This window comes from Gabonibacter massiliensis, from assembly GCA_001487125.1.
Classification (GTDB): Bacteria; Bacteroidota; Bacteroidia; order Bacteroidales; family Marinifilaceae; genus Gabonibacter; species Gabonibacter massiliensis.
This window is the reverse complement of the sequence record LN913011.1, coordinates 121,922-147,434: the sequence shown is the minus strand read 5'-3', so window position 1 is coordinate 147,434 and position 25,513 is coordinate 121,922. Positions and strand designations below refer to the sequence as shown.

The following is a 25,513-nucleotide window of genomic DNA, read 5'->3' as shown; positions in this document are numbered from 1 at the left end:
AGCGACCGGACGACGGATTGTCCGAGCACGGCGAGGCCCGGAAGAGTTATCCCCCTTTGCGATTGTAGATTGACGATTGTAAATTGTAGATTAAAAGATTAAAGAGATTAGGTGATTTCGGATTCTTGATGATCGAGGAATGAAGAAGCGGGGATAAAAACGGAAGGGCATAAATAGTGAACGGCGTGCGGCATGTTAGCTTTTAGAAGCGACCGGACGAAGGATTGTCCGAGCACGGCGAGACCCGGAAGAGTTATCCCCCTTTGCGATTGTAGATTGACGATTGTAAATTGTAGATTAAAAGATTAAAGAGATTAGGTGATTTCGGATTTTTGACGATCGAGGAATGAAGAAGCGGGGTTAAAAACGGAGGGGCATACATAGTGGACGGCGAGCGTCGTGTTAGCTTTTAGGAGCGACCGGACGAAGGATTGTCCGAGCACGGCGAGACCCGGAAGAGTTATCCCCCTTTGCGATTGTAGATTGACGATTGTAAATTGTAGATTAAAAGATTAAAGAGATTAGGTGATTTCGGATTCTTGACGATCGAGGAATGAAGAAGCGGGGATAAAAACGGAGGGGCATACATAGTGGACGGCGTGCGGCATGTTAGCTTTTAGGAGCGACCGGACGAAGGATTGTCCGAGCACGGCGAGACCCGAAAGAGTTATCCCCTTTGCAATTGCAGATGAACGATAAAAAACGGCAAGGTCAGAATTGAATCGTAAATCAAAAAATTCATTTAGACCTTATAATAAAAATCACTATTTTTGCATAAAACAATCAAGACGGTCATGATAGATACAACCATCATAGGAGTAGCAGGCGGAACAGCCTCCGGCAAATCAACCCTGGTTCAAAAATTACAGGAAGCTTTCATCGGCGAAGACGTACTTACCTTATGTCACGACTACTACTATAAGGCACATGACGAATTATGCTACGAGGAACGTACGAAATTGAATTACGACCACCCGGCCTCCTTCGATACCGATATGATGATCGAACATATCCTTGCCCTAAAAGCCGGTGTCCCCGTCGAACGTCCGGTCTACTCTTTCGTGGAGCACAATCGGCTACCGGAAACCGTTAAAGTCTATCCGACAAAAGTGATTATTCTCGATGGCATCCTGATCCTGGAAAATAAAGAACTTAGAAATCTTATGGATGTTAAAGTATACGTGGACACCGATGCCGATGTCCGCCTGGGACGCCGCCTGCTCCGGGATGTTCAGGAACGGGGCAGAAGCATGGACTCCGTTCTGACCCAATACTTCGGAACAGTAAAACCCATGCATGACGAATTTGTCGAACCCTCCAAACGATATGCAGACATCATCATCCCGGAAGGCGGTTTCAATTCCGTCGCCCTTAGTTTATTGATCGAAAACATCCGCTCCCTGATCCGTTAAACCGATCTTTTATTTATTAATATATTTTTATTATACATTGCAAATATTCCAATAAAATATTATATTTGTAAAGTATTAATATAAAATATATGAAATATGAAAACGATTAAAAAGTATGTAATACTATGTGTATTACTATGTTTGGGAATAACCTCCTTTGGACAAAAGGTCGTTTTATTAATCTCAACAGCTCAAGATCCAAGTGATGCTATCGGAATGATAGTTGAATATAGAAAACTACCTGAAGGTAAATGGTATAGGGCGCATCATCAAAATGTTATTAATTTTAGTGATAGTTACGTATGCGATAGAGGAACTCCGGGAGAAGTCTATGCATTTAGAGTTCGATTGGCATCGAAATATGGAATAGCAGCTCCATGTCAAGAAATCGCTACTTTAATTCCCGAAAAAGGAACAACTACTATATTTATGGAAGATTGTCCTGAACCACCTTACAAAGTTCACAAACAAACAAGCACTCGAGACATTCCGCAAAAGAATCATTTACTTTTATTTTTCTCTCCGCAAGAAAGCAAACCAATTCCTCTAAGACCCGAGGAATAATTCTTAATCATTCGCATATGGAATCTAACAATTGATGATATGGATAGACAACATTTACTCTCTTTCATCCGTTATGAAGCAAAATTACTCAGCCGGGAATGGAATTTCAAGTGTATGTCGGTACTCTCCGTCATGACAGTAACGGCATTACATTTACTTTACCAAAGTAATTTCAATCAGCCTGTGTGGGCATCCATATCTTTAGCTTCTACGATTCCATATGCGAATGCTTATTTCATCAACTATATCCAAACCTTTATAGCTATTTTCTTAGCCGGAAGATTTCTATTTCAAAAAAAAAACTCAGACACGACAGACGCTATTCGTATTCGCCCCTATACGAACACGGAATACTTATGGGGAAAAACTTTCGGGTTTATATTTCTTATACTCATTTTAGATGGGATACTGATGTGTATCGCCATACTGATCCACCTGTTTGCTTCCGAATCTCCATGGGATTTTTACCCCTATTTTTTTTACTTTTTCACACTAACCCTCCCTTCCCTACTATTCATTACCGGACTAACCATTATACTCAAAAGCCTCCTTCGCCGACAAAAAATTGCCCTGCTTATCCTATGTATTATCTTTTATTGGGAAATAACTCAGGCTTCCTGGTTTCTACACGGAGGTTTTGATCTTTTTAGTTCTTCACTCCCCAACATGTTCTCCGAATGGACCGGATTCTCAGCTCTGGGTCTTTATCTTATGCAAAGAAGCATCTTTCTACTATGGGGTATCGGATTTCTGTTTTTGAGTATTCGATTACTTCTCCGTCTATCCGATAAACAGAAGTTTGGAAACTATTTCTCATTTGTCGGGATACTACTTATCCTATTAGGGATCATTTCTGTTTGGCAATACAATGCATCCTTTCACCAACAACAACTAGCTCGCAAAACGGCTCGTCAATTATTTGCCAAACACGAAAAACGACCCAAAGTAAAAATTAAAAATCACCATATTCGTTTTCAACAATCAGGCAAAAATTTTACGGCCAAAAGCCAAATTACGTTGTTCAATCCGCATAAAACACTTCTTCCCTCGTTCGTTCTTTATTTAAACCCGGGATTAATCATTACAGAAATCATCTGTAACGGAGAGTCGATATCTTTCCATCGAGAAGCTCAAATTATCGAGTTACAACAACAACTGTCCCCCGAAAAAGAATACGTGTTACAAATCGAATACAACGGAAGACCCACGCAAGACATATGTTACGCAGAATTCGATCGTCCGGAAGATTATCCCGAATCCCGGAGTTACACTCCTTTCAATTATGGGAATGAGATGTTTTTCCTACAAAAGGATTTTACGCTCCTGACCCCGGAAATCATGTGGTACCCGACCGCCACTCCCACGGTAAACGTTCTTTCCCCTTACACTACGCCCAAAACATTTACCGAATTTACCTTAGAAGTCACGGGTGAAAAGGATCGGCAAGTCATATCGCAGGGAAAAGCTCGAAAATCACAAGATACCGTCCGCTTTACAAATTTCCAAAAACTTACGGGTTTATCGCTTTGCATGGGAAAATACACTTGTATATCGGACACGTTAGCAGGAATAATTACCGAATTATACCTTTTCCATGGACATGAAAATATAATAAAGAACATCGATACAAAGGAATTTCAAAAAAACCTCAAAAACCTGCTAAAACCTCAATCCTTTTTCGCATGGGACGAACAACCCGAATACCCGCTCCGGAAATTAGCATTAGTGGAAACTCCCGTTCACTTTTGCTCATACGGCAGATACTGGAAAGAAGAAACGGAACAACTGCAACCGGAGCTTATTTTCCGGCCGGAAGGAGAAGCCATGGGACGTAAGAACCCCGCGTTCAATACAACCAGATATTCTTCGTCTAACGAAAATGAAACACCACAAGACAACTGGTTTCAATATTATTATATACAGCATATGGGAACCGAAAAATATTTTCCTACACGGAACTTACTCTTCCCCTGTTTTAAAACAAGATCAAAAAGCTCGGATCATTTAAAAAATGAAACCAATATTTCCTTATTCTGGGAAAATAAATCCTATTGGTTCTCCGAAGAATTACCAGGCCTAAATACAATTCTGAACAGTATTCCATTTATATTAGCCGACATCGAGCAAAGTTACCATTATGTCAATCCCGAGTGCATCGCCTATTTCCAAAAAAATAGTTTGGCCACCGCTTTCTCAGACACTCGGACTCAACCTTTTATAAAACAATTAATATCTTTAAAGACGGAAGAGTTGATAAAACAATTATCTCTACTTCTCCCGTTCGAACAATTAAAAGAACAACTCAAAAACCAATCGGAACAACATCCATTTGAACGTATCTCTTTTGAACAATTCTGTGAGGAGTATGAAAAAACATCCGGAATAAATATTTTACCGATCATTCAACAATGGTACCAGGAATCGGGTATATTCTCTTTCCGGATACGAGACTTAAAATTTTATGCTACAAAAAATAATCGAGACCAAGAAGCCATTCTTGCCGATTTCAAAATTTGGAATAAGAGTCATAACGATGGTATTATTTCCGTAACTTTAGATCACTCAGCTCCTCAATTTTACAGCATATCAGCTAATAGTGCAAAAGAAGTTAAAGCCATTTTCAACAAAAACGAACTCAAAAAATTCAGCATATCCACTGGTTTATCCCAAAACTTACCGAATCGTTATGAATGCACAAATATAACCATTACATCCACTATACCGATTCCTCTCACGGGATTATTCGACACGGATACCGCAGTGTTCGCCCCCGTTGCCGGAGAATACATCGTGGACAACGAATCCAAAGATTTTTGTATACTCAACAACCGATCCAATCTTCAAAAAATAATAGAAGAAGAAGCTCTTCCACAGGAAAAATTAGCCGGTTCATCTCCTAAAAAGTGGACCCGTTATATCCATCCTCAAGCTTATGGCGAACCTGTGAAAAGTTATTATTGTAAACTCTCGGGTACGGGAGAATCTTCTATTGAATGGAAAACACAACTACCGACGGAAGGAATGTATGAATTGTTTATCTTCACAAACTACGACTTCTTTGATTATTGTAACAAGGCTGTTTTTCATAAAAAAGGAGAAAAGCCCCCCGTGCGAACGAATCCTATTACGCAAACCTATCTCTTCGACCATTCGGAAGGAAAAGAGCGTATAACAATCGAAATCAACCATAGTGGAAACGGTTGGGTATCCTTGGGCAAATATCATTTTCCGGCCGGTACTACAAAAATAACATTGACCGATAAAGGTGCTTATCCAGAACAAAATCTTTATGCTGATGCTGTAAAATGGATAAAAATAAAATAGAACACAAAACATACATAATAAACTCCAAAAGTAAATATGTCGAACTTTCGGAGTTTATTCATTCGTTATCATTCAAAATCTATGGTCATCTGAGATTCACCGCTCAACATATCCGGATTGGTAATTTCAAAGTCGACGGTTCCCTCTTCCTCTTCCGACGTTGTCTCCTTCTCTCCCGCCTCCAAAGGTTCTATTTCCCGGATTTCCTTCACCTCATAAGTTGTCATCCGTTTTCCACGGGCCTTATAAGACTTTTCGGCAATAAACTCGTCGGCAACAATGATCTCGCCCGGCCGTTTCTCGTGGCGTCCGCCGAACAGAATCTCGAACCGGGGTCTGGTTTCTCCGCTTAAACATACTAAACGAGAGCCTTCCGTATCCCCTATAAACGACAACAACTTCGCACTATCTTCAAAACGGAACCGCTTCAGATAATAAAATTGTTGCTCGGCATCAAAGAAGACAACCGACCATATTTTATCGGGTTCAAATTTTTCTAATTTCAGAAAACCCTCTTCATAATGGTTGCTTAAATCAAAGTCGGAAGTATAATAAGTTCCATTTTTATTTACCACCAATATTCTATCGTCTCCCTGAAACTCTCCTAAATAGCGTCCCCGCTCGTCCGTGCTCAACCGCAAGATATCCTCGTCAAACCAGATCTTCCGTCCGCCTAAGGTCGAGATTCCTTTCTGTACCAACGATATTTTGTGAATATCGTTCTTACTCAAGACATTTCCCTGCGAATCGCGACCTTTGATCGCCAGATTGGCAAAATCATACTCGAAAACCAACTTTTTCATTCCCGGCTTCGGTTTCAGGCAAACCTTAATCACCTCTGCCTCCCCGTTAGGATTAGCACTAAAATAAAGCACCCTGGAACCGGCAGTGCCTTTCGTCAGATTATATTGCTTATCTCTTGTCGTTCCCGTCACAAAAAAACGTTTCACGTACGAAGCCCCGACTTTTCCATCCCGGTAAGCTACATTATAGATCGTCCGTTTATCACTCTTCTTAAATACGCTCACGTATAATACATCCTTTCCGACAAACAACTTATCGGCCACCTTAGTCACGTAATACGTACCGTCTTTACGGAAGACGATCACATCATCGATATCGGAACACTCACACACGAACTCATCTTTTTTCAACGCGGTACCGATAAAACCTTCCTCCCGGTTGATATAAAGTTTCTCGTTAGCGACAACGACCTTCGTCGCTTCGATATTCTCGAAATTCCGGATTTCGGTAAGCCGTTCCCGCCCTTTTCCGTACTTGTCCTTGATGTTTTTATAGTATTTTATCGTGTAAGGAATAATATGTTCTATGTTGTATTTCACCCGCGTAATCTCCTCTTCCAACCCTTTGATATAATTTTCTGCTTGTTCCGAGTTGAATTTAAGAATGCGCTTCATCTTAATTTCCAACAACAGTTTTATATCCTCATCCGTAACGGGGCGTAACAATCGCGGCAAGAAAGGCTCCAAACGTTTACGCACATGACCGATAACCGCCTCTATCGTGGCACTCTCTTCAAACTCCTTATCTTTATAAATCCGTTCTTCGATGAAAATCTTTTCCAACGTGGAATATTGCCAGTCCGCCTCCAACTCTCCCAAACGGATTTTCAACTCTAATAAAAGCAAAGCGACCGTATCGTCTACCGACTTTTTCAATATGTCGGTTATCGGCATAAACACGGGCTTATCGTTCTCGATCACACAGGAATTGGGAGAAACAGAAAGTTCACAATCCGTACAGGCGTATAAGGCATCGATGGTTTTATCCGAAGATACTCCCGGAGCCAAATGAACCAAGATTTCCACGTCGGCCGCCGTATTATCATCGATTTTTTTGATTTTGATCTTTCCCTTTTCGTTCGCTTTAAGTATACTGTCTATCAAAGAAGAAGTGGTACGACCGTAAGGAATCTCCGTGATCTTTAAGATTTTATTACTTGCCTCCTTCTCGATCTTCGCCCGAATTTTCACACTCCCCCCCCGAATACCGTCGTTGTATTTCGAAACATCGACCATGCCTCCGGTCGGAAAGTCCGGGTACAAAACAAAATCCTCGTGTTTCAAATACGCGATACAAGCATCCAATAACTCGTTAAAATTATGCGGCAATATTTTAGAAGCCAAGCCCACGGCAATACCTTCAACTCCCTGAGCCAACAACAAGGGAAATTTCACCGGCAGAGTAATAGGCTCCTTATTCCGTCCGTCATAGGATAATTTCCAGTTCGTGGTTTTGGGATTAAAAGCCACCTCCAAAGCAAATTTAGATAATCGAGCCTCGATATAACGGGGTGCCGCCGCCGAATCCCCCGTCAATATATTTCCCCAGTTTCCTTGACAATCGACCAACAAATTTTTCTGTCCCAGTTGTACCAAAGCATCCCCGATAGAAGCGTCTCCGTGGGGATGATACTGCATCGTACTACCGATAATATTGGCAACCTTATTGTAACGTCCGTCATCCATTTGCTTCATTGCGTGCAAAATACGACGCTGTACGGGTTTTAACCCGTCATTCACGTAGGGAACGGCCCGTTCCAGTATAACGTAAGAAGCGTAATCCAAAAACCACGTCTCGAACATTCCCGACAAATGACGTATGGAACGAATCTTTCCATTCTCATCCTGTCGCTTCTGAACTTCCGCATTTTCGGTATCATTCTTTAGCCCGTTTTCTTCCGTCTTATCCTGATCTTCTTCCGCCATAGTATTAATCCAAATTTAAAACTTATGATTATGTCCGATTTTACATCCGGACCTCAAATCTCATCTTTTTCCACGTAAAGATTCTCAATAATGAAATCCTGACGATCATTGGTATTTTTCCCCATATAATAAGCCAGTATATCATCTATCGAATCTTGCCTTGTCATTCGTACGGGTTCCAAACGAATATCCTTCCCGATAAAATACCGGAACTCATCGGGAGAGATCTCGCCTAAACCCTTGAATCGGGTAATCTCGGGTTTCGGCCCCAGACTTTTAACCGCCTTTTCCCGGTCCACGTCAGAATAACAATACCGGGTCTCTTTCTTGTTTCGCACGCGGAATAGAGGCGTCTGTAAAATATACAAATGACCCGCCCTGACCAAGTCAGGGAAAAATTGTAAAAAGAAAGTCAACAGCAGCAAACGAATATGCATACCGTCCACATCGGCATCCGTGGCGATAATAACATTATTATACCGTAAATCCTCCAAACCGTTTTCAATGTTTAAGGCAGCCTGCAAAAGATTGAACTCCTCGTTCTCGTAAACGACTTTTTTCGTCAATCCGTAAGAATTCAAAGGTTTACCGCGCAAACTGAATACAGCCTGGGTATTCACATCCCGCGACTTCGTAATAGAACCGCTGGCAGAATCCCCCTCGGTAATAAAGATCGAAGATTCCGTCTTTCTCTCGTGATTCGAATTAAAGTGGACCCGGCAATCCCGTAACTTCCGGTTATGTAAACTTACCTGTTTGGCTCGCTCCCTGGCAATCTTCTGGATTCCGGACATAGCCTTACGCTCCTTCTCCGCCTCTATGATCTTACGCAATAACAACTCGGCCGTATCCGGATTCCGGTGCAGGTAATTATCCAACTCTTTTGTCACGAAATCCATGATAAAATTACGAACCGAAGGCCCTCCCGGAGCTATATCTTTAGAACCCAATTTGGTCTTCGTCTGCGACTCGAATACCGGCTCTTGTACTTTTATGCTGATGGCAGCGATAATCGATGTACGGATATCGGACAATTCGAAATCCTTTTTGTAAAAATCACGGATTGTCTTTACCACAGCCTCCCGGAAAGCAACCAGATGCGTTCCTCCTTGCGTGGTATTCTGTCCGTTCACGAACGAGTAATACTCCTCCCCGTATTGACGTCCGTGCGTCATGGCCATCTCTATATCGCAACCTTTCAAATGAATAATCGGGTAAAGTCCCTCCCCGTTCATGTTCTCCGTAAGAAGGTCATATAGCCCCCGTTTCGAGTAAAATTTCTGTCCGTTAAAAATAATGGTTAACCCGGAATTCAAAAAAACATAATTCTTAAACATGGATTCCAAATACTCCATGATAAAATGATAATTCCCGAACAACTCCTTATCTGCAACAAAGGTGACTAACGTACCGTTAGGCTCTTTCGTCGGCTCGATCCCCTTCTCCTCCACGACGACAGCCTTACTGTAACGTACGTATTTTGTCTCGCCGTCCCGAAAAGACTGAATGGTAAAATTTTCAGAAAGAGCATTGACAGCCTTAATACCAACTCCGTTCAACCCTACGGATTTTTTAAAGGCTTCGGAATCATATTTCGCCCCGGTATTCATCTTAGAGGAGACATCCACCAATTTTCCCAACGGAATGCCTCGTCCGAAATCCCGCACGGACACGGTCCGTTCCTCTACTTTTATGACAATCTCACTCCCCGCCCCCATGGCAAACTCATCAATGGAGTTATCGATCACCTCTTTCACCAAAATATAAATTCCGTCATCCATTGCCGCCCCGTCGCCTAACTTCCCGATATACATACCCGGCCGTAGCCGTATGTGTTCCCGCCAGTCCAACGTTCGAATAGATTCTTCCGAATAATTCTCTACCATATTTTATGTTCGTTTTGCACAAAAATAATAAATATCTTTTTTCAATCCTTCTCCTGCACTTCACTTCCCGGCATTTTTTAGCCTTATCTTTTTATTTATCAATAAGAAAAAATTAGAAAATCCGTAGTCCGACGTTTATTCTATCCGGAAATCAGATACTTCCGCCTATCACTACCCGAAATCGTCTAAAGATACGCCACCTCTTTAAAACCGTAAATCCGCTCTTTTCCCTCCGTATCTCTCAACAGGAGCTGTCCGTATTCATTTATACCCAGGACAGAGGCTTCGAAAGTCCCTTGCCCGTCTCTCCAGCGAAACATACCTTCCCGACGATAAAGTCCGGATACGAAATCCTTTTCTAATTTATCGTAATCATAAACTTGCTCGTATCTTCGACCTATTGCAGACAACAACTCGGCTAACGCTTCAGTCAGATCCTTCTCTTTTCCAGTCAATTGCACGAGGGAGACCGGATTAGGAGCATCCGATAAAAAACGGGATTGGTTTACATTCAACCCGATGCCGCAAAAAGAAAAAGCGACCTTCTTCCCCACAACCGTATGTTCGATCAATATTCCCGCGATCTTTCGTTCGCCCGCGTAGACATCATTCGGCCACTTCACGGATACATCTTCCACATAACGGGAAAGGAAATCTCTTGCTCCCAAAGCGATCACCATCGACATGGCAAATTGCTCCCCCGCAAGCAACGCCTCCGGTTTAAAAACAACGGTCATGGAGATATTTTTACCCGGTTCGCTCTCCCAACGGTTCCCCACCTGCCCCTTACCGTGCGTCTGCCGGTAAGTCAGAATCACCATTCTATCCTCCAACTCATTCCACCTCAAACGAGCGGCTTCACTATTGGTAGACTCCAATTCGTCATACTCGAGAATTCGGAATCCACTTAATCGATATTCCTGCATACCCATTGTCTTTAACCAAGCAAAAATAACAAGAATAGTCGAATCTTCCTCATAAATTCAAAAACAAAAGATGCCGTCCCCAAAAAAGACAGCATCTTTTACATTTCCCGAAATCGTCTAAAACAGAAGACCTGCTTCAACCGAATACCCACATCAGTAGTTCTCCTTAAATAATTCGAAATAAGCTTGCGGATGCAAACAAGCCGGACAAACTTTAGGAGCTTCCGGTCCCTCATGGATATAACCGCACCTCCGACAATACCACCTCGTCGGTTGAGAACGTCTAAATACGATATCCTCATCTAAATTCGACAAAAGTTTCAGGTAACGGGCCTCGTGATTTTTTTCGGCTTCAATAATCATCCGGTACATCGTGGCAATTTTTTTAAATCCCTCTTCCTCTGCAACCCGGGCAAATTCAGGATAAAGATGATGCCATTCATCGTATTCCCCCTCTGCCGCCTCTCGCAAATTATTGGCCGTATCCGAAATAATTCCGTTAGGATAAGAAGCTGTTATCTCCAACATACCTCCCGGCAACTCGCTGAAAAAACGCTTTGCGTGTATCTCTTCCTGAAGAGCCGTCTCGTAAAATATCCCCGCAATTTGCTCGTACCCCTCTTTTTTAGCCACTTCGGAAAAGAACGTATACCGATTCTTTGCCTGTGATTCTCCGGCAAATGATTTTAAAAGATTGGCTTCCGTTAAAGTCCCTTTAATCTTCTGTTCCATAAAATAATTGTTTAAAGTGATTCATATCTTTTGTATACGGGAAGCAAAAATCTAAGTTTCAAACGGATGGTAAAGGGGTGGTATAAATACACATTCGTAATAGGTATTTGCCTCCTTTAATATACCGATCATAAGGTTTAATTTTGCAAAATCTCATCGTATGGGAAATTTTTTATAAAACGGTAAAATCGAAAGACATGTCCGAGATATTAAAAAAATTACGCGAAGACATCCATTTCATCGAGGGAATGAACAGCTGCATGAATTGCGGGGTATGTACGGCAATCTGTCCTGCCGCCGAATTCTACAACTACGACCCGCGCATGATCGTGGAGACCGTTCAACGGGGTGACGAAAAAGAAATTGAAAATTTACTGAAAAGCGATACCATCTGGTATTGCGGAGAATGTATGTCTTGCAAGACCCGCTGTCCTCGCTGTAATACCCCGGGACTTATCATCATGGCGTTGCGTCGGGCCTCCCAGGAATTAGGTTATTTCGTTTATTCCGAAAAGGGACGCCAGCAATATGCCCTCAAGCATGTCATCGGAGAATCGGTACTAAAACGGGGATATTGCGTGACTCCCGACCTGGTCAAACCGGAAATGCACCCCGAACAGGGACCGGTATGGGAATGGATATACGAACACCTCGACGACGTGTATGACCGTTTACATTCCAATTACCGGAAACCGGGAGCAGGAGCCATGAGGGAAATCAACGCGGAAAGCATGCAGGAACTCCGGGAGATATTCAACGTTACCGGCGGAACCGAATTTATGAACCACATCGAACAATGCTCGCGAGACAAAGCGAAAGAGACCGGTACCGACCTGGAAGAATCCTATTTCCTGAAAACTTATATGGAGAACAGCAACAACCACCAGTAAGGTCATTCAAAATCGTAAATCATAAACCGTAAATAGCATAGTATGAATCTCGAGGGAAAACAACAAATATGGAAAGACTATCAAAAAGAGATTGCCGATGATAAATACTACTACGCGAGGAGTTGTATCCGTCAGACTTTCTTTCCCGGATCGGAGTGGGCTTACGTGGATATCATGAAAAACAAACTGGGAAAAGACCTGTTGGATGATCCCCGCCATACAACGTGTACCGGAATAGGCTACCATTCCGACATCGTCCCTGCCGAAACCATTATGACGGTCGTCGCCCGCCATTTCGCATTAATGACAGAAGCAGGATACGAGAATATGACGCCCTCTTGCATCACCTCTTTCGGTATATATACGGAAATCTTAGAGACTTGGGAACACCATCCCGAAATAGAGGAAAAAATACGCGAATACCTGTGGAAAGCCACAAAACGGGAATTCAACAAACCGAAGAACTTAGCTCATACCTCCGACGTGATGTATAAATTCCGGAATGAGATCTTTCAACAAGCTCAATACAAACTCGTCGATGTACACACCGGCAAACCGCTTCGGGGAGTGGATCATATCGGTTGTCACTATTCTAAAATGTTTCCCACCAAAGGCATCGGTGGAGCGGAATTTCCGGCAGTACTTTCAGGCATGATCTATGCTTGGGGAGGGGACGTTATCGACTATCCGGAACGACGCCACTGTTGCGGATTCGGATTCCGGCAATATTTAGTCATGGCGAACCGGGGATATTCCGTGGCAAACTCCAAGAAAAAATTTGAGTCCATGCAACCTTACGAGCCGGATTTCATCGTGGCCAACTGCCCGGGATGTGCCATGTTTTTAGATAAATGGCAATACACGATCAGCGAAATGGAAGGCATCACGTACGGTCCCGACGGCTATGGAATCCCCGTACTGACTTACGAGGAGTTAGCCGCGTTGGTGTTAGGATACGATCCCTGGGAAATAGGGCTGCAAATGCATCAGGTATCCGTCGAACCTCTCCTCGATAAAATGGGGGTCCGCTACGATCCCGAAGCCAAATATAAAAATAAAAAAGGGGAGGATATCGGCCGCCCGAAGTGTCCTACATATCTAAAAATCAGAGAATAAACATCACAAATTAAAACAAGATAGATGGAAACCGTTATCATCATAGGAGCAGGACCGGCAGGATGTGAAGCCGCCTATCAATTGGCCAACCAAAATATCCGCGTGGAATTAGTGGAAAAAAACAATGAAACGGGAGGTAACCTGAATAACTGGTACCAGCTATTTCCAGACCGGAAATATGCCCAAACCCTTAACGACCAACTGAAAAAGCACCTGAATCATCCTAACATCAACCTACACGTGGGAATGGAACCCCGGAAAACAGAAAAATCGAAAGAAGGAAACTATTCGGTATTACTGAGTGACGGCAGCCTGATAGAAGGAAAAGCCATGTTGATAACGACGGGTTTCAAATTATTCGACGCCAGACGAAAAGAAGAGTACGGTTACGGTATATACGAAAACGTGATCACCTCCGTCGAATTGGAAAACATGTTCTATAATCACTCCATCCGAACCCGTAAAGGCAAAATACCCCAAAGGATAGGAGTCATTCATTGTGTCGGTTCTCGTGACGAAAAGGTATGCAATTACCATTGCTCCAAACTATGCTGTATTACCGGGGTAAAGCAAGCCATTGAGCTACGGGAATTGCTTCCGGAAGCCGAAATTTTCTGTTTTTACATGGATATGCGCATGTTCGGACCGGGGTATGAAGAGATGTACCGGGAAGCACAGGAAAAATATAACATTAAATTTGTTCGGGGACGACTTTCGGAAGCCGCTGAAAACATGGAAAAGCAAATCATCATTAAAGTGGAAGACACATTAGTCGGTAAACCGTTGCGAATGACTCTCGACATGATGGTTTTATTGATCGGCATGGAATCTTCCGAAGGCAATCGTTATATGGCGCAAGCACTGGGACTGGAGCTGGCTCCGAACGGTTTTATCAAATCGCAAGATCCTCACTATCGGAACAACCTGACCAACAAGGAAGGCATTTTTATAGCGGGATGCAGCGGGGCCCCGATGAACCTAACCGACACCTTAGCCGATGCCCGTTCTGCCGCAACCCATATTTCGGAATACGTGAAACAATAAAAGAAAGCAGACTGTCATGAATTTTTGGGGATTTAACATATCGGAGACCAGAAGTATCAACTACGATACAAACGACAAGGGCATGATGGAATATGTAGCAAAAGAGGTGCCCAGCAGTAAACTTTGTATCGGATGCGGAGGCTGTACAGCCGGCTGTACGGCGGGCAATCTGACTGATTTTAATATCCGGAAAATTCAGATGCTGATGAAACGGGGAGAATACAAAGAAGCGAGAGAACAACTACATAAATGTATGTTATGCGGAAAATGCATGTTGGTATGTCCCCGCGGGGTGGAAACCCGGAAAATGATTTTAGTAATGGAAAACTATATTAAAAACAACTCGAAATAAAGAGCTTATGTATTACGATCATTTTGTTTTACCCTTTACTATCGGGCTCAATATATTACTAATCTATTTGTGTTTCAAATACTACAGATGGATCAAAAGTTTTCCGAAAGCAGACCGGATAAAAATACGAAAAGGATTGTTTTCAACCCGGACAATCCGTTCCGCGAAAGAAATTTTTCAAGAAAGTTTAATACATCGCAATATATTCAGAACCAATCCTATGTTGGGATATATGCATATGACCTTTGCTTTCGGTTGGTTTCTGTTGATCGTCATCGGAAAGATCGAATCCATGGTCTACCACACGAGTGCGTTCAATCCGCCCTATTTCGCCATCTTTTTCCGTTACTTCCATCCGGCAAAGGAAACCTTCCCGTATAGTGAAACCTTTGCCTTCCTGATGGATACGATTTTGTTGTTTTTATTGATCGGAATCCTACTGGCCGTAACCAAACGCTTCTATTCCGCCTTATTCGGAATGAAAAAAACGACCAATCAGAAACCTTACGACCTGCTCATCCTGACCGTATTATGGCTTATTTTCCCGGTTCGCTTTTTAGCGGAAAGTTTTACCAGCGGGACAAACGGGGCCGGTAGTTACCTTACTTATAACGCTGGAAACTTCTTCGCCCAGTATCTTCCGGTGGAACATCTCTCCTATGCGGCGTGGTGGACCTACTCCTCCTTGCTCGGGCTATTTTTTCTGCTTCTCCCGTTCTCGAGATACATGCACATTCCCACGGAAATGGTCTATATTTTCCTGAAAAACTGGGGAATAAAACAAGGGAAGAAATACAACGGTTTCAGTGAAATACAAGTCAACGCCTGTTCCCGGTGCGGAATATGTATCAATGCTTGTCAGCTAAATTCTTCCTGTGAAATAAACGATGTACAACCGGTCTATTTCTTACGCCGGCTAAGAGATAAAAAAGAGTATGACAAACAGGCCGAAAACTGTCTGATGTGCGGCAGATGCGAACAATCCTGTCCTGTCGGCATCAACCTGAATGCCATTCGGCTCAGTAAACGCCCGGATATAAACAGAGTCACGAAGGAGACTTACGCGTACATCCCCCAACCGGATATCCAACCGGCCAAAGTAGCTTATTTTGCCGGTTGCATGAGCCACCTGACTCCGGGTATTATAAAATCCATGCGACAAATTTTCGAACGGGCCCACGTAGACTACACTTTTATCGACAAAGAAGCCGGTATTTGTTGCGGACGTCCGTCTGCCCTCAGTGGTAACTGGAATGCCGCAAAAATCATCATGGATCACAACCAGGAAGCGATCGAGGCTTCCGGGGCACAGATTTTAGTAACCTCCTGTCCGATCTGTTATAAAACTTTCAAAGAAGATTATACGCTGAAGTTACAAATTATGCATCACACGGAATACCTCGACCTTCTGATCGAAAACGGTCAGCTTCAAGTCCGCTCCAACGATCTGAAGACCGTGTTCCATAATCCTTGCGAATTGGGTAGAGGATGCGGAGTCGTGGAAGCTCCTGAAAATGTCTTAAAACAGGTGAGTCATAAAATAGCCACAGCCTACGACGGGAAAAAATCGCTTTGTTGCGGGGGCAGCTTAGCCAACACGGCCATCGATTCGAACCAAAAGACAAAAATCAGTACAGATACCGTGAAAGCCTATGCCGCCTATCAACCCGATGTGATCGTTACTGCCTGTCCCCTTTGCAAAAAGACCCTCATGAAAACGTCCCAGGACATTCCGGTAAAAGACATAGCAGAAGTCGTGGCCGACAATTAATAATCGGCAATTGGAGAGGGACGATCTTAAATAAAAAAATAAGTGATTAAAAACTTAATCACTTATTAACCGTATCTTCCAATCTACAATTTCAAATTACATCCGAAACTATTCGCTCCCCTCAATCACATAATCTCCGAATCCCTCAATCACTTATCCTTACAATTTAGACCGCTTGTTCGTTTTCAATCGTCTATTTCCTCCCTCACTCCTTCGATCTGCTCCACGTTCAGATCGGTTTCGTTACTGCCGGATGCAATATCATAATGAGGCAGTGGGTTTTCCTGAAGGAATAAATTCTGTTGACGATTATTAAAAACATCCATAGCCAAATAGACGGCATTCCTCAATCCCTGTTCGTCTGCTACTCCCTGCCCCGCGATATCGTACCCCGCATCATCTAAAGAAGAGGCGCAAACGACAGGTACTCCCGCCACATAAAAAGCCCCGTTATCCTCCTGGATCGTACTGAAAGGAACAGCTCCCTGGTCATGATACATGGCCAAAACCGCATCGAACTTCTTGTACATCTGTTCCGCAAAGAAACGGTCTGCCGCAAAAGGTCCTATGGCAATGACACCTTTCTCCCGGGCACGTTCAATAGCCGGATGGATCACGTTAATTTCCTCTTCCGTCAACTGTTTGCAATCCACTTGGGGATTTAACCCCAACACGGCGATTTTAGGTTTCTGAATCGTAAAATCCAACTTCAACGCATCGTTCAACAGATTTAACTTCCTCTCGATATTTTTTACCGTAATTTGATGGGGAACATCACGAAATTTCACGTACTCCGTCACAAACCCTATCTTTATATTATCGTTCACCAGAATAGACATAGCCTCCGGCTTATTGTACCGTTTCGACAGGTATTCGGTCAAAGAACCTACCTCTTCCAAAGCGAAACTTGAATTTCCCTGCGGAGTAACGACCAGCACATCGACAGCCTCCTTGTCCAATTGTCCTAACGCGTAAGCGAGAGCTGTCATAGATGCGGCATCCGATTCGGAGGTCTCCTGACCGATATCCACCTTCACGTTATCGTCAACGCAGTTAACCACATTTCCTCTTTTCGGATTGGCTTCCGAAGCTTCCCGAATCGTATTCAGACTAAAATTCTCCACATTCAACGCCTTCCGGTAATAAGCAGCAACCTTGGGTGAACCGTAAAGAACGGGAGTACATAATTCACAAATTCTATTCTCGGCCAATAATTTTATGATCAACTCATAAGATATACCGTTCACATCCCCTTGCGTAATCCCTACTTTTAATCTGTTTTCCATAATACTGATTATTTCATTTTCGCAAAGGTAAGAAAAAACAGTAAAAAAAGAACGAGGCGACCCAAAAAGAAAGCAGGCCGCCTCGTTTCTTCCATTTCTGAATATTTTCAAAAATACGGATAATTCAGCTCTAAATCGTCAATCCGTAATCGTGACTCTCTCCCCCAATCACATCCTATCACGGAGTCCCTTAATCACGGAATCTCGAAATCTCAGAATCACGAAATCTCAGAATCACGATAATCACCCAATCCCTGAATTACCCCATTTTTAATTACCGAATCTTATTCCGGTTTATTTTCTTTCCGTTCCGGTCTTTGGGGGCGGGGTCCGCGATTCGGACGTTCTCCTCTCTCCTCTCCCTCCGGACGTTCCGGTTTCGGAAGCAAAACTTTTCTGGAAAGCTTAAACTTACCGGTTTTCGGATCGATATCGATCAATTTCACTTGGATCTTATCTCCCTCCTTCAAAGCATCTTCTACTTTCTCCAAGCGCTTGTGGTCAATTTCGGAAATATGAAGCAATCCGTCTTTTCCCGGCAGGAATTCCACGAAAGCACCGAAAGTCGTGATATTCTTTACCACACCCTCGTATACCTCGCCGATCTCCGGCTTGCTGGCAATCGCTTTAATCCGTGCCACGGCAATAGCGATAGACTCGGCATTAGAGGCGGAAATATCTACTATACCCTGATTGCCGACCTCTTCGATAACCACGACAGCCCCGGATTTCTCCTGAATATCTTGTATGATCTTACCGCCGGGGCCAATGATCGCACCGATCTGATCCTTATCGACCGTCAAAGTAACCATACGGGGAGCATGCGGTTTCAGATCCGGACGCGGTTCCGGTAAAGTCTCCTTAATAATATTCATAATATGCAAACGTCCCCTTCTGGCCTGATCCAAGGCTTTCTCCAAAATTTCATAGGGAAGCCCGTCCACTTTTATATCCATCTGGGTAGCCGTAATACCATCCACCGTTCCGGTCACCTTAAAGTCCATATCGCCCAAATGATCCTCATCACCTAAGATATCCGACAACACGGCATATTTGGCGCATCCTTTATCGGTAATCAACCCCATGGCAATACCCGTTACCGGCTTCTTCATCGGAATTCCGGCATCCATAATCGCCAGTGTTCCGGCACAGACCGTAGCCATAGAAGAGGAACCGTTGGATTCCAATATATCGGAAACCACACGTACGGTATACGGATAATTATCAGGCAACATCACTTTCAAGGCGCGATGAGCCAAATTCCCGTGACCTACTTCCCGGCGTCCCACTCCCCTCGAAGGCTTCGCCTCACCGGTAGAGAAGGGCGGGAAATTATAGTGCAATAAGAATTTTTCTTTTCCCTGTTCGGTAGCTTCGTCCACGATCTTCTCGTCTAACTTCGTTCCCAAGGTTACCGTTGCCAAAGCCTGTGTTTCGCCCCGGGTAAAGACTGCAGACCCGTGAGGACCCGGCAAATAACCCACTTCACACCATATCGGACGAATCTGTTCTGTCGTACGACCGTCCAGACGAAGTCCCTCGTCCAAAATCATCCGGCGAACGGCCTCCTTCTCCACGTCGTGGTAATAACGTCCTACCATCATTTTTTTCTCTTCCCTCTCCTCTTCCGGAATCGTCTCCAGGTATCCTTCTCTCACTTCGGCAAACAACTTCTCGCGCAAATGCTTGTCGGCATTACATTGACGAGCGACCGCATAGGCTTTGTCATAACACTTTTCCCATACATCCTTACGCAACTCTTCGTCGTTCACCTCGTGGCAATACGTTCTCTTCTCCTTGTTCACGGCAGCAGCCAGTTCCATCTGGATCTGACATTGTTCCTTGATAGCCTCGTGGGCGAACTTAATGGCATCCAACATCTCTTTTTCAGATACCTCTTTCATTTCACCCTCCACCATCATGATATTATCCATCGTGGCGGCTACCATAATATCCAAATCGACCTCTGCCATCTGGCTCTTCGTCGGGTTAATCACGAACTCCCCGTTGATACGGGCCACGCGCACCTCTGAAATCGGTCCGTGAAAAGGGATATCGCTCACGGCAATAGCAGCCGAAGCGGCTAATCCGGCTAAAGAATCCGGCATTGACTCTTCATCGGCTGAATACAAGGTCACCTGTACGAAAGTCTCCGCGTGATAATCATCCGGAAACAACGGACGCAAAGCCCGGTCAATCAAACGAGAAACCAAAATCTCGTAATCGGACGCTCTTCCCTCTCTCCGCGTAAATCCTCCCGGGAAACGACCGACAGCGGAAAATTTCTCTTTATAATCCACGGACAACGGCATAAAATCCACGTCCGGCCCAGCTTCCTGAGCTGAAACAACAGTTGCCAGAATCATCGTGTTGCCCATCTTTAACATGACGGCACCGTCAGCCTGCTTGGCCAACTTCCCGGTTTCCAGCGTAATTACCCGACCATCTTTCAGGGTAATACTCTTTTCAATCACATTCATAGTAATAAATAATACAGTTAAAATATCAATAATTTTAACGGAATTCTTTTAGACAAGGAGGAGGGAGGGAGGGTAAATAAAGCAAATCCGAGGAGTACCTCGGATTGCCTCTATGTAACTACTTACGTATATTCAATGCCTTAATAAGTGTACGATATCTTTCGATATCTTCTCTCTTCATGTAATCAAGCAGTGCTCTACGCTTTCCTACTAATTTGATCAATGATCTTTGCGTTGCAAAATCCTTATGATTTGCTTTCATGTGCTCAGTCAAATGAGCAATACGGTAGGAAAATAAAGCTACTTGTGACTCAACAGAGCCGGTATCCTTATTAGACTTCCCGTACGTTGAAAAAAGTTCTTCTTTCTTTTCTGATGTCAAATACATGATGTTCAGTCTTTTAATTTTAAAGTTTATTTTAACGCCGCAAAGATATACTTTATTACGATACAAAACAAGACATTTTAATTGTAGATTGCAAATTGACGATTGTAGAATACAAAGAGTTAGTAATTGAGAGATTACAATTTCAATTACCACAATCACATAAATGCTCAACCTTTTTAATTTACAATTTAAAATCGTCAATCTACAATCATCAATTATTTATATCTTTGCAAATAAAATAAGTAATGATCAGAAACTACATTATATTCATATTTCTGCTTTTTCCGACGTTGCTGTTCGCCCAGAAAGCAAAAATAGCCTTTGACTCCAAGGAGCATAATTTTGGCCGGATACAGGAAAAAGGGGGGAAAGTATCCTTTGAATTTACCTTTAAAAACGAAGGAGATTCTCCTCTTATCATTCGTCACGTGGAAGCCAGTTGCGGATGCACCGTTCCCAAATGGGACAAGCGTCCCATACCGCCCGGAGGTACCGGATCGATTACCGTGACCTTCAATCCCCGCTCACGTCCCGGTAATCTTTTAAAAAAGATTGTCGTCTACACGAATGCCACTCCCCCGAACCATCTCCTGAAAATTACCGGGAAAGTTGTCGAGGAGCCTATCGATATTCAAAAGGAGTATCCTTTCGCCATAGGATCTCTGCGTTTCACGACCGATACCATCCGTTTGGATGCGCACCACCCGAAACAAATCATCGGTATGTTTCAAAATGAGAAGAAAAGAATCTCGTTAGATCGGATACGGAAACCGACCTATCTCGAATTGGACTACTCTCCCTTAATCATTCAAAAACAACAAAAAGGAGATATTATCATTACATTAAAAAACAATATGATGGGAAACGTTTCCCCTTCCGACACGCTTATTATCACGACCAGTGAAGGAGTACAAGGAAAATTCATTATCAAAATAGAAAAATAATCCCGAAATGATCAATAAAACATACAAAGTCAAAAGTATCACCGAATCCTTCAATCACAGATTCACCAATCCACCACCGCTTATTGTAAATTTCAGATCGTATTTTAGGGGAATTCTGCCATTCAATACTTTCGTGATTACGAGATAAATTTGAATCACCTAATCGCTCAATCACCTAATCGCTCAATCCTTAAATCTACGATCCTCAATCTTTTTATCACCCAATCACATAATCACTTAATCACATAATCACTTAATCATTTATGATTTATCCCGAAAACTTTGAATCTAAAATAAAATTCGACAAAATACGTCAGTTGATCTCTGCCTACTGCCTCAGCGATATGGGCAAAGAACTGGTCGACGATCTATCGTTTATGACCGATCCGACGGCTATTCAGGCCGCCCTGGAAGAGACCGGGGAACTGATGCGCATCTGTCAGGAAGAAGACCATTTTCCGGTCTCCTTTTATCATGATGCGCGACCGTTCCTGACTCGAATCCGGGTAGAAGGACTTTTTTTAGAGGTTCATGAATTGGTGATACTGAAAAATTCATTAGAAGCACTAAACGCCATCATTCGCTTTTTCCGGGGAAAAGAGGAAAAATACCCCCGCCTAACGGCACAGGCAGGTAACCTGCAAATGTTTCCCTACATTCTGCAACGTCTCGACAACATAATCTCCAAATACGGAACCGTCAAAGATTCAGCCTCTCCGGAACTGAATACCATCCGACACGCCATCATGAAAAAGCAATCGGGTATCTCCCGGCGGATGCAGACACTCTTACAAAAAGCACAGGAAGAAGGTTGGGCCGACAAAGATAGTGCCGTATCCATCCGCGACGGCCGCATGGTCATTCCCGTTCCCTCGGCATTCAAACGTAAACTGAACGGTATCGTACATGACGAGTCGGCTACCGGAAAGACTTCCTATATCGAACCGGCGGAGATTATCGAAACAAACAACGAGATACGGGAATTGCAATTGGAAGAAAAACGGGAAATCACCCGTATTTTAAGGCGGTTTGCCGATGACCTGCGTCCCTATATCGACGACCTGCTCCCGGCTTACGGTTTCATGGCTTTTGTCGATTTCGTCCGGGCAAAAGCGCTCTTCGCCTTAAACCTGAACGCCATCGTTCCGGTTTTCGAGAACACCCCTTCCATGTTATGGTACAAAGCCAAGCACCCCTTACTCTACTTGAACTATAAAACAAGCGGAAAAGAGGTTGTTCCGTTGAACTTAGAGATCGACGAAAAACAACGTATCATTCTGATATCCGGTCCCAATGCCGGAGGAAAATCTGTCTGTTTGCAGACCGCCGGTCTCCTCCAGTACATGTTCCAATGCGGCCTCCCCGTCCCGGTAGAAGAGAACAGTAAATTCGGTATTTTTCACAAGATATTAATCGATATCGGCGACGAACAATCCATCGATAACGACCTGAGTACTTATAGTTCACACCTCCTGAACATGAAAAATTTCGTGCGCTACGCCTCTTCCGATACCCTTATCCTGATCGATGAATTCGGTACCGGAACGGAACCCATGCTGGGGGGTGCCATTGCCGAAGCGATCCTGAACGCTTTAAACGACCGGCAGGTCCGGGGAGTGATTACCACTCACTACACCAACCTGAAACACTTTGCCTCCTCCGTTGCCGGAATAGAAAACGGGGCTATGCTTTACGACACCCATCACATGCTTCCCCTGTTCGAATTGGAGATCGGCAAACCAGGTTCTTCTTTCGCTTTCGAAATAGCGAAAAAGATCGGATTGCCGAAAGAAATTTTAGATGATGCTGCCGGGAAAATCGGGGAAGAGCATGTCAACTTCGACAAACACCTGAAAGAGATTATCCGGGACAAACGCTACTGGGAAGAGAAGCGTAAACGGATACACCAAAACGAAAAACGGTTAGAAGAAATTCTCGCCAAATACCAAAAAGAATTGGATGAAGCCTCCAAACTCAGGAAAGAAGTATTGAAAGAAGCCAAAGAAAAAGCCCGGCAGATTATAGCCGGGGCAAACAAAACCATAGAAAACACGATCCGGGAAATCAAAGAAAGCCAAGCGGAAAAAGAACGAACGAAAACGGCAAGAACTGCCTTCGAACAGGAAAAAGAGCGTCTTTTTGACGAAAATACGGAAGAGGAAGAACGCCTGAAACGAAAGATCGAGAAATTGAAAAACCGGGAAAAAAACAGACGAATAAAAGGGCAACAACAACCCGGACAAATAGAAACGAGCCAAGAAGACGAAAAGGAAAAAACCGTCGTCTTTAAAAAAGGCGATCCGGTAAAAATCAACGACAATACCGTGGGAGAGATCATCGAAGTAAACGAGAAAACTGCGGTCGTCGCCTTAGGAGCTCTGCTGACCACGGTAAAACTGGAACGATTGACAAAACTCTCCGGCAGTCAGGCTAAAAAAATAAAACAGAACAAACCTCAAACCGGTTATTCCAACTATTTGGAAAACATCAGTCAAAAACGGATGAGCTTTAAACCCGATATAGACGTCCGAGGCCTCCGGGGAGACGAAGCCCTGCAAAAGGTAGTCGCATTTATCGACGAGGCCGTCATGCTGAACATGAAAGATTTACGAATATTGCACGGCACGGGTACAGGGGCTCTCCGGCAAATCATCCGGGATTACTTAAAGACCAACCCTGTGGTCGGACATTTTGCCGACGAGCAAATACAACTCGGCGGAGCCGGAATCACGGTAATCAAATTGGACTTATAATTAGTTAAAACCGTAAAAATGACTTAGCCTTATCCGATCACCCAAAGCCGCTTTAATGCATCCATTGATTGTCGTACCCGCTTCTTGTACAAGCTGGGTTATACAGCCGAATTTCAAGCGATCATACGGCCAAATTCAGTTTCAAAACAAAATTAATTCAGCCATTTCTGTCAGACGAACAGAACCATGAGCTCAAAAAAAACAAGCGGGATTTTGATCCCGCTTGTCCTATTTTTTTTCTTCTAAAAACTTAGTGATTAATTTTCGATAAACATCGTCCTCGACCTCCATCTCTACCATAACCTTCCTTTTGGAAGAAAGATTCTCCGATCTGCGACTACACGCCTCAACCACAACATTCTCCTCTCTCAACTTCTCCGAAAACAAACGGAACAAATCGATATTCAAGGCCATGCTGATTTTATACAACAAATCCGTGTCTATCGATTGACGCTTAAAAAGATGATACACCAAACTCCTCTCCTTATTGATCATCCGGGCAAATTGGCTGGCTGATAAGCCACTCTTTTCAAATTCCCTCTTAATTATTTCTCCTATATCCAATTCCATAATAAGCAAAATTACAAGATTTATCGGGAGAAAAGATTTAATGTTTGTGATATTATCCTACATTTTTGTTGAAAAATATTTGCACATGTGAATTTCAAAACATACTTTTGTGAAATAAAATCACATTTTAATGAAACATGTGGAAATATTCACACAAAATTATGATAAGGTTTTCACGGATAAAACGATAAAAAAACAGGACAATATACCGGAGACGATTTTTTAACGGCATTAACCCATAAAAAAGGAGGTAGAAAATAAAAAAGACATTGAAAAAGAATAGAACCTAAATCCGAAACTATGAAAGAAGTTTCTATCGCGTGACTTCAAATTTTATTTACTAATA

Annotated in this window: 18 protein-coding genes; 10 read left to right on the top strand and 8 right to left on the bottom strand. The window is 43.2% G+C overall.

The features are described from left to right. Window positions 1–797 precede the first annotated feature (797 nt). The 3 genes from udk (at window position 798) to BN3283_RS01480 (ending at window position 5,300) form a co-directional block, all read left to right on the top strand. A complete protein-coding gene (gene udk / locus BN3283_RS01490; RefSeq protein WP_286137461.1) occupies window positions 798–1,412 on the top strand; it encodes a uridine kinase in 615 nt (204 codons plus the stop codon). Between the two features lie 96 nt (window positions 1,413–1,508). After that, window positions 1,509–1,976: a hypothetical protein gene (locus tag BN3283_RS01485; protein ID WP_059025414.1), complete on the top strand. Its 468-nt coding sequence runs from the start codon at window positions 1,509–1,511 to the stop codon at window positions 1,974–1,976. A 39-nt stretch (window positions 1,977–2,015) separates the two neighbouring features. Further along, window positions 2,016–5,300, top strand: coding sequence for a golvesin C-terminal-like domain-containing protein (locus BN3283_RS01480; RefSeq protein WP_059025413.1), 3,285 nt, complete (start codon window positions 2,016–2,018; stop codon window positions 5,298–5,300). Between the two features lie 68 nt (window positions 5,301–5,368). Here the strand turns inward: BN3283_RS01480 and BN3283_RS01475 are convergent, their stop codons facing one another. The 4 genes from BN3283_RS01475 to rbr form a co-directional block, all read right to left on the bottom strand. Next, the gene (locus tag BN3283_RS01475) at window positions 5,369–8,029 is read right to left on the bottom strand and encodes a DNA gyrase/topoisomerase IV subunit A (protein ID WP_059025412.1); all 2,661 of its coding nucleotides are present in this window, start codon (window positions 8,027–8,029) and stop codon (window positions 5,369–5,371) included. Between the two features lie 53 nt (window positions 8,030–8,082). Continuing rightward, window positions 8,083–9,915, bottom strand: coding sequence for a DNA topoisomerase IV subunit B (locus BN3283_RS01470; RefSeq protein WP_041502385.1), 1,833 nt, complete (start codon window positions 9,913–9,915; stop codon window positions 8,083–8,085). A 185-nt stretch (window positions 9,916–10,100) separates the two neighbouring features. After that, window positions 10,101–10,841, bottom strand: a complete 741-nt coding sequence (locus tag BN3283_RS01465) for a biotin--[acetyl-CoA-carboxylase] ligase (RefSeq protein WP_041502386.1) — start codon at window positions 10,839–10,841, stop codon at window positions 10,101–10,103. Between the two features lie 153 nt (window positions 10,842–10,994). Then, window positions 10,995–11,573, bottom strand: coding sequence for a rubrerythrin (gene rbr, locus BN3283_RS01460; RefSeq protein ID WP_041502387.1), 579 nt, complete (start codon window positions 11,571–11,573; stop codon window positions 10,995–10,997). A 197-nt stretch (window positions 11,574–11,770) separates the two neighbouring features. On the opposite strand from rbr, the gene BN3283_RS01455 reads away from it, so the two are divergent. From BN3283_RS01455 to BN3283_RS01435, 5 genes are all read left to right on the top strand, one after another. Further along, window positions 11,771–12,463: a 4Fe-4S dicluster domain-containing protein gene (locus BN3283_RS01455; protein WP_041502388.1), complete on the top strand. Its 693-nt coding sequence runs from the start codon at window positions 11,771–11,773 to the stop codon at window positions 12,461–12,463. Window positions 12,464–12,505: 42 nt separating this feature from the next. Further along, window positions 12,506–13,579 carry a CoB--CoM heterodisulfide reductase iron-sulfur subunit B family protein gene (locus tag BN3283_RS01450; protein WP_041502389.1) on the top strand — a complete coding sequence of 358 codons (1,074 nt, stop codon included), beginning with the start codon at window positions 12,506–12,508 and terminating at the stop codon, window positions 13,577–13,579. A gap of 24 nt (window positions 13,580–13,603) precedes the next feature. Continuing rightward, window positions 13,604–14,623 (top strand): FAD-dependent oxidoreductase, encoded by a 1,020-nt coding sequence (locus tag BN3283_RS01445; protein WP_059025411.1) that lies wholly within the window; start codon window positions 13,604–13,606, stop codon window positions 14,621–14,623. Between the two features lie 16 nt (window positions 14,624–14,639). Beyond that, window positions 14,640–14,975, top strand: coding sequence for a 4Fe-4S dicluster domain-containing protein (locus tag BN3283_RS01440; RefSeq protein ID WP_041502391.1), 336 nt, complete (start codon window positions 14,640–14,642; stop codon window positions 14,973–14,975). Window positions 14,976–15,195: 220 nt separating this feature from the next. Continuing rightward, window positions 15,196–16,746 carry a (Fe-S)-binding protein gene (locus tag BN3283_RS01435; RefSeq protein WP_286137449.1) on the top strand — a complete coding sequence of 517 codons (1,551 nt, stop codon included), beginning with the start codon at window positions 15,196–15,198 and terminating at the stop codon, window positions 16,744–16,746. Between the two features lie 185 nt (window positions 16,747–16,931). Here BN3283_RS01435 and BN3283_RS01430 read toward each other — a convergent pair whose 3' ends face one another. The 3 genes from BN3283_RS01430 to rpsO all read right to left on the bottom strand — a co-directional run bounded on the left by BN3283_RS01430 (window position 16,932) and on the right by rpsO (window position 20,900). Further along, on the bottom strand, window positions 16,932–18,032 hold the full coding sequence (locus BN3283_RS01430; protein ID WP_059025409.1) for a PdxA family dehydrogenase: 1,101 nt from the start codon (window positions 18,030–18,032) through the stop codon (window positions 16,932–16,934). A 284-nt stretch (window positions 18,033–18,316) separates the two neighbouring features. Continuing rightward, on the bottom strand, window positions 18,317–20,512 hold the full coding sequence (pnp, locus tag BN3283_RS01425) for a polyribonucleotide nucleotidyltransferase (RefSeq protein ID WP_041502394.1): 2,196 nt from the start codon (window positions 20,510–20,512) through the stop codon (window positions 18,317–18,319). Window positions 20,513–20,630: 118 nt separating this feature from the next. Next, a complete protein-coding gene (rpsO, locus tag BN3283_RS01420; protein WP_041502395.1) occupies window positions 20,631–20,900 on the bottom strand; it encodes a 30S ribosomal protein S15 in 270 nt (89 codons plus the stop codon). A 245-nt stretch (window positions 20,901–21,145) separates the two neighbouring features. Between rpsO and BN3283_RS14175 the strand changes: the two genes are divergently transcribed. Together BN3283_RS14175 and BN3283_RS01410 are read left to right on the top strand one after the other, a co-directional pair. Beyond that, complete coding sequence (locus BN3283_RS14175; protein ID WP_070807437.1) at window positions 21,146–21,844, top strand: DUF1573 domain-containing protein; 699 nt, start codon at window positions 21,146–21,148, stop codon at window positions 21,842–21,844. Between the two features lie 263 nt (window positions 21,845–22,107). After that, window positions 22,108–24,597: an endonuclease MutS2 gene (locus tag BN3283_RS01410; protein ID WP_059025408.1), complete on the top strand. Its 2,490-nt coding sequence runs from the start codon at window positions 22,108–22,110 to the stop codon at window positions 24,595–24,597. Window positions 24,598–24,825: 228 nt separating this feature from the next. On the opposite strand, the gene BN3283_RS14395 is transcribed toward BN3283_RS01410, so the two are convergent. Next, entirely contained in the window at window positions 24,826–25,167 is a 342-nt protein-coding gene (locus tag BN3283_RS14395; protein WP_070807436.1) for a helix-turn-helix domain-containing protein, read from the bottom strand. Between the last annotated feature and the right edge of the window lie 346 nt (window positions 25,168–25,513).

Coding starts and splice junctions, on each gene's coding strand:
- BN3283_RS14395 (WP_070807436.1), bottom strand. CDS start 25,167: ATGGAATTGGATATAGGAGAAATAATTAAGAGGGAATTTGAAAAGAGT.
- BN3283_RS01475 (WP_059025412.1), bottom strand. CDS start 8,029: ATGGCGGAAGAAGATCAGGATAAGACGGAAGAAAACGGGCTAAAGAAT.
- BN3283_RS01445 (WP_059025411.1), top strand. CDS start 13,604: ATGGAAACCGTTATCATCATAGGAGCAGGACCGGCAGGATGTGAAGCC.
- BN3283_RS01480 (WP_059025413.1), top strand. CDS start 2,016: ATGGATAGACAACATTTACTCTCTTTCATCCGTTATGAAGCAAAATTA.
- BN3283_RS01435 (WP_286137449.1), top strand. CDS start 15,196: ATGTTGGGATATATGCATATGACCTTTGCTTTCGGTTGGTTTCTGTTG.
- rbr (WP_041502387.1), bottom strand. CDS start 11,573: ATGGAACAGAAGATTAAAGGGACTTTAACGGAAGCCAATCTTTTAAAA.
- rpsO (WP_041502395.1), bottom strand. CDS start 20,900: ATGTATTTGACATCAGAAAAGAAAGAAGAACTTTTTTCAACGTACGGG.
- BN3283_RS01455 (WP_041502388.1), top strand. CDS start 11,771: ATGTCCGAGATATTAAAAAAATTACGCGAAGACATCCATTTCATCGAG.
- pnp (WP_041502394.1), bottom strand. CDS start 20,512: ATGAATGTGATTGAAAAGAGTATTACCCTGAAAGATGGTCGGGTAATT.
- BN3283_RS14175 (WP_070807437.1), top strand. CDS start 21,146: ATGATCAGAAACTACATTATATTCATATTTCTGCTTTTTCCGACGTTG.
- BN3283_RS01470 (WP_041502385.1), bottom strand. CDS start 9,915: ATGGTAGAGAATTATTCGGAAGAATCTATTCGAACGTTGGACTGGCGG.
- BN3283_RS01410 (WP_059025408.1), top strand. CDS start 22,108: ATGATTTATCCCGAAAACTTTGAATCTAAAATAAAATTCGACAAAATA.
- BN3283_RS01430 (WP_059025409.1), bottom strand. CDS start 18,032: ATGGAAAACAGATTAAAAGTAGGGATTACGCAAGGGGATGTGAACGGT.
- BN3283_RS01450 (WP_041502389.1), top strand. CDS start 12,506: ATGAATCTCGAGGGAAAACAACAAATATGGAAAGACTATCAAAAAGAG.
- BN3283_RS01485 (WP_059025414.1), top strand. CDS start 1,509: ATGAAAACGATTAAAAAGTATGTAATACTATGTGTATTACTATGTTTG.
- BN3283_RS01440 (WP_041502391.1), top strand. CDS start 14,640: ATGAATTTTTGGGGATTTAACATATCGGAGACCAGAAGTATCAACTAC.
- BN3283_RS01465 (WP_041502386.1), bottom strand. CDS start 10,841: ATGCAGGAATATCGATTAAGTGGATTCCGAATTCTCGAGTATGACGAA.